The sequence below is a fragment of the Mycobacterium sp. genome, assembly GCF_040509115.1.
Taxonomy (GTDB): domain Bacteria; phylum Actinomycetota; class Actinomycetes; order Mycobacteriales; family Mycobacteriaceae; genus Mycobacterium.
The window spans coordinates 1-5,069 of record NZ_JBEVLO010000208.1 but is presented as its reverse complement, the minus strand read 5'-3'; the positions used below and the strand labels follow the sequence as shown (position 1 = coordinate 5,069).

Below are 5,069 nucleotides of genomic sequence, written 5' to 3'. Positions count from 1 at the left end.
GCCGCGGCCTGGTCGATCTCCAACCTGAGCCCGGTGACCTCGGGCGCATTCGCGGCGGCACTGGAGCTGGTCGAGGAGACCGGCGTCGGCGGCATCGCCGCGCACATCGCCTCACGGGTGGACGCACTCGAGGACGTGCTCCTGTCCCGTGGCGCGCAGATCGTGTCCGCCCGCGAGCGACGGGCCGGCATTCTGGCGTTCACGCTGCCGGAGTATCCGCCAGAACACATCGGTGCCGCGTTGACCGCGGCGGGTATCGCGGCAACCGTTCGGCCCGAACACATCCGGCTTTCGCCACACGTTTCGACCTCGCAGGAGACCGTCGAACGACTCGGCGCGGCCCTTCTCTCGCTGACCCGGCCGAGACGACCGGAGCCCACGCCGGTCCCGGTCACGACGGGGGGCGCCACCCACGACCTGCTCGCGTCGCTGGTGCCTGCCGTCCACGGCCTGGCGGCGATGCTGGGTCCCGGCAACGAGGTGCTGTTGCACGATCTGTCCCGGTTGCCGGATTCGATCTCGGCCATCGCGGGCGATCTCACCAACCGCACGGTCGGCGGCCCGATGACCGATCTGCTGCTCGGGCTGATCCGTCGGGGTACCACCCAGGATCTCATCAACTATCGCACCAACAGTCCCGACGGCCGTCCGATCCGATCGTCCACCCTGTTCCTTCGGGATGCCGACGGTGTGGCGATCGGCTGCCTGTGTGTGAACAGCCTTGAACCCGAAGCAGTTTCAATCGAGGCGCCGCGACGCGAGGAGACCTTTCCGCCCGACGTCGACAGCCTGCAGCGATTCCTGGTGGATCGTGCCATCGCGAAGGTCGGCGTGCAGACCCCCGAGATGAAGAAGCAGCACAAGGCGGCGGTCGTCCGGGAACTCGACGAGGCCGGCTTCTTCCTCATTCGAGACTCCGTCGACCACGTCGCAGGTCAGCTCGACGTCACGCGCTACACGATCTACAACTACCTCACCGAGATTCGCGGCTGAACCGCCCGAGCGTGGGCCCACGCTGGAGCGCGTCGCCGACTGCGGCATGATGATCGGATGGTCGAACGCGGCAGGGACGAGTCCGGCCGGCCTCGCAACACCCGGCCCAGGGACGCGCTGGGTCGGTTGCTGCCGCCCGGCAGTGACGGCGTGCCCCGCATTCCCGACGACTTGGAGTTGTCGGCGTCCGAATCCCTTGAATACGCCCAGGATCTGCTGAACAGGGGATTGGCCTTCAACGCCCACGAGGTACTCGAGGCCGCCTGGAAGAACGGTCCGCACCGGGAGAGACCCCTGTGGCAGGGCCTCGCCCAGCTCGCGGTCGGTGTCACCCACGTCCAGCGTGGGAATCTCGACGGTGCAAGTACCCTGCTTCGACGCGGGATCGGCCGCCTCGGCGAGGCAACCCATCCCGTCCCGCACCGGGTCGACGTCGTCGGCCTGGTCGGCTGGGCCACCGCGCTGGCCGACGACCTCGACGCACGGGCCGCGATTGCGCCGCCCCGGCTGCGCCCGATGCTTACCGCCGTGCCAGGGCGGTGGGCGGCGGCCCGGTATCCGTTCATCTACGAGATCAACACCTGGCCGTGGCTGAACGGGATGAGCGCATCCGGGTCACCGGTGGATCTGTCGACGGTGCCCGACGAGCGATGGGACGCCATCGCCGACGCGGGCTTCGACGCGGTGTGGTTGATGGGGGTGTGGCAGCGCAGTCCCGCCGGGGTCGCGGTGGCCCTTGCCGACGCAGCGTTGGTCGCCTCGTTCCGGGAAGCGCTTCCCGACTGGGCGCCCGCCGACGTGGTCGGCTCGCCCTACTGCATCGGCAACTATCAGGTCGACGAAAGGCTAGGAGGCCGAACGGGTCTCGCGGCGGCACGCGCGGCCCTGGCCGACAGAGGCCTCGCCCTGATCCTCGACTTCGTGCCCAACCACGTCGCACCGGACCACCCATGGACGTCGACGCATCCGGAGTACTTCGTCCACGGCACCCCGGCCGAGCTGGCCGCCGACCCCGAGTCGTTCACCGACGTCGACGGAAGGGTGCTGGCGAAGGGGAAGGATCCGTACTTTCCCGCCTGGGCCGACGTGGTACAGCTCAACGCGTTCTCGCCCCAACTGCGTGCGGCGATGGTCGACACCCTGCGCGACGTCGCCGAGCAATGCGACGGCGTGCGGTGTGACATGGCGATGCTGGTGATGAACGACGTGTTCGCATCGACGTGGGGCGAGCGTGTCGGCCAGGCACCGGCCGAGGAGTACTGGCCCGCCGCGATCGGTGCCATCCACCAGAGTCATCCGAACTTCACGTTCATCGCCGAGGCCTACTGGGACCTGGAATGGTCGCTGCAGCAACAGGGATTCGACTTCTGCTACGACAAGCGGCTCTACGACCGCCTCGTCGCGGGCGAGGCTACCGACGTCGTCGAGCACCTGCGCGCCGACGTGGGTTACCAGAATCGCTTGGTGAGATTCATCGAGAATCACGACGAGCCACGCGCCGCCGCAGTCTTCGACGACGCCAGGGGCAAGGCCGCGACCGTGGCGACGCTGACGCAGACCGGGGCCCGTCTGGTGCACGACGGGCAGCTGGAGGGCAACGCAAGACGTCTGCCGGTGTTCCTCGGGCGGTCGCCGCGCGAGGAGCGCGATCCCGAGGCGTCGGACTTTCACCGTTCATTGCTGGACGTGCTGTGCGACATGACGTTTCGGACCGGGGCGTGGAGCCTCTGTGAGACGTCGGGCAGCAACCTCGCGGCATGGTGCTGGGACGGCGATCGTCGGTGGCTGGTGGTCGTCAATCTCGGTGCCGCGCCGTCGACGGGCCGGGTGAGCGCGCCGTGGGACGACCTGGCGGGACGCACGTACCGTCTGACGGACCCCATCGCCAACGTCGTTCGCACCTGTTCCAGAGACGACCTCCTGGACGGTCTACCCGTCGAGCTCGGCCCCTGGCAGTGGCATCTGTTCCGCGTCGAGTGATGCCTCCATGCGCCAGACTGACGCCATGGGAACGCTCTCCGGATCCGACGGAAACGACGACGTGCAGGAACGCGTCGCACGCCTCGAGAAGCGAATCGAACTGCTGGAACGCGCGGTGCGCGGCTACGGGATCCCGATCCCGGCATCGTATGAAGGGGCGCCCACCGAGGCGTTGGTGAGCCCCGCGGTCCGGCAGCTCGCCATCGACGGGCGAAGGATCGACGCGATCAAGGCGCTGGTGCAGGAGACCGGCATGGGCCTCAAGGAGGCCAAGGAGATCGTCGAGAGGTTATAGCGCGATCGCGTGCGCGCCCACAGCCGCCAGATCGATGGCTTTTCACGGTTTCTCCTGCGCCACGGTGGGCATGTCCCATGACGAAGGGAGGCCACTCGCCATGAGCTCGACATCGCAGAATGCATTCGCCACCGAAGTCACGCACTGGTCCGACATTCCTGGTTGGTTCAATTGGCGCGAGGGCCAGGAGGAGGCCGTCGGCACGTTCCCCGCAGGCAGCACGTTCGTCGAGGTGGGGTCCTACCTGGGGCGCAGCTTGTGTTCGCTGGCCGACGTCGTCCGCAATGCCGGACGTGACTTCACGGTGATCGGCATCGACACCTGCCGCGGCAGCGGGGAAGAGGGGCTCGGCAACCAGGATGCGCACGGACCGGCGGTCGAGTACGGCGGCGGGACGTTCGCCGGCCTGTTGCACCGCAACGTCCTGTCCTGCGGATTCGCCGACGACGTCCACGTCTTCATCAGCTCCTCGCCGCGGTCGGCCGAGTTCTTCGTCGACGAGTCCGTCGCGTGGGTCCACCTCGATGCCCGCCACGACTACGACAGCGTCGCCGCCGATATCGGTGCGTGGGCGCCGAAGGTGAAGCCCGGCGGCTGGTTGTCCGGCGACGACTACGACGACCGACTCTGGCCCGGGGTCGTCGCTGCGGTTCGCGACGGACTTCCCGACTCGCAACCCTGGTTGACGGCGCAGTGGCGCTGGCTCAAGCCCTGAGATCAAGACGTTCGCCGGGCAATCGCCTGCCGATCGACATCCATCAGAGAGGCAACACCACCTCGTGACTCGCCACGCAGTCATCTCCGGGGCAGGCATCGCCGGTCCCGCACTCGCTCACCAACTCGCCGCCCGTGGGTGGCGTACCACCGTCGTCGAGCGCTACCCCGAACGTCGCGGCGAGGGCCAGAACGTCGACATTCGCGGCGCGGCCCGCGAGGTCGCCCGCCGGATGGGCATCGAGGAGGACGTGCGCGCGGCCAACACCGGTGAGGTCGGGATGCGCTTCCTTGCCGAGGACGGGACGACCGCGGCCTCGTTCCCCATCAGCGCACCTGGTGAACACGACGGGCCCACAGCGGAATTCGAGATTCTGCGCGGTGAACTGTCCCGCATCCTCATCGAACACAGCCGGGCCGACACCGACTACCGCTTCAATACCCAGATCGCCGATCTCACGGATCACGGCGATCGCGTGACCGTCGAACTGCAGGACGGCACGTCCGTCGACGCGGATCTCGTGGTCATCGCCGAAGGGCTTCGCTCGCGGTCGCGCCGGTTCGTGAGCGCGGCGAAGGTCAACGATCTCGGCATGTACTTCGGCTACGTCACGATCCCACGCCGCGATTCCGACGACCAGTGGTGGAACTGGCAGCACGTCTCCGGGTCCCGCGGGGTGCATCTGCGTCCCGACAATCTCGGCACCATTCGTGCCGTCCTCACGTTCGTCTCGGGCGTGCGTGGGCTCGAGGACCTCAACCCCGCCGATCAGATCGCGATCCTGCGCAGGACCTTCGCCGACGTCGGCGGCGCGGCACCACGCATCCTGGCCGATGTCGAAGACGGTGCCCCGCTGTACTTCTCGGCGGTCGGTCAGGTCCGTTCCCCCCGCTGGAGCAAGGGCCGGGTCGCTCTGCTCGGCGACACCGCCTTCTGCAACGCGACCTTCGGCGGCGTCGGCACCAGCTTCGCGTTGATCGGGGCGTACGTGTTGGCCGGAGAGTTGTCGCTTACCGACGACCTCCCCACCGCCCTCGCCGCCTACGAACGCTTCATGAGTTCCTGCGCCGACGACACTCCGCCCAT

5 protein-coding genes and 1 pseudogene are annotated in these 5,069 nt (G+C 68.0%); all 6 read left to right on the top strand.

The genetic code is table 11. The features are described 5' to 3' along the window. On the top strand, positions 1-993 hold a 993-nt coding region (locus ABW137_RS14435), incomplete at its 5' end, for a helix-turn-helix transcriptional regulator (RefSeq protein ID WP_526401031.1). A 57-nt stretch (positions 994-1,050) separates the two neighbouring features. Continuing rightward, positions 1,051-1,521 (top strand): annotated as a pseudogene (locus ABW137_RS14430) (DUF309 domain-containing protein); the annotation flags it as partial. Then, on the top strand, positions 1,510-2,973 hold the full coding sequence (locus ABW137_RS14425; protein ID WP_526401033.1) for an alpha-amylase family glycosyl hydrolase: 1,464 nt from the start codon (positions 1,510-1,512) through the stop codon (positions 2,971-2,973). The pseudogene ABW137_RS14430 and the gene ABW137_RS14425, both read left to right, overlap by 12 nt. Before the next feature lie 7 nt (positions 2,974-2,980). After that, on the top strand, positions 2,981-3,268 hold the full coding sequence (locus ABW137_RS14420; protein WP_526401029.1) for a ubiquitin family protein: 288 nt from the start codon (positions 2,981-2,983) through the stop codon (positions 3,266-3,268). Positions 3,269-3,368: 100 nt separating this feature from the next. Beyond that, entirely contained in the window at positions 3,369-3,983 is a 615-nt protein-coding gene (locus tag ABW137_RS14415; RefSeq protein ID WP_526401027.1) for a class I SAM-dependent methyltransferase, read from the top strand. Positions 3,984-4,047: 64 nt separating this feature from the next. Then, a partial coding sequence (locus tag ABW137_RS14410) for an FAD-dependent oxidoreductase (RefSeq protein ID WP_526401025.1) occupies positions 4,048-5,069 on the top strand: 1,022 nt, incomplete at its 3' end.

What these genes read in the sequence shown, in the direction of transcription:
- ABW137_RS14425 (WP_526401033.1), top strand. Translation starts at nt 1,510, where the DNA reads ATGCTTACCGCCGTGCCAGGGCGGTGGGCGGCGGCCCGGTATCCGTTC.
- ABW137_RS14420 (WP_526401029.1), top strand. Translation starts at nt 2,981, where the DNA reads ATGCGCCAGACTGACGCCATGGGAACGCTCTCCGGATCCGACGGAAAC.
- ABW137_RS14415 (WP_526401027.1), top strand. Translation starts at nt 3,369, where the DNA reads ATGAGCTCGACATCGCAGAATGCATTCGCCACCGAAGTCACGCACTGG.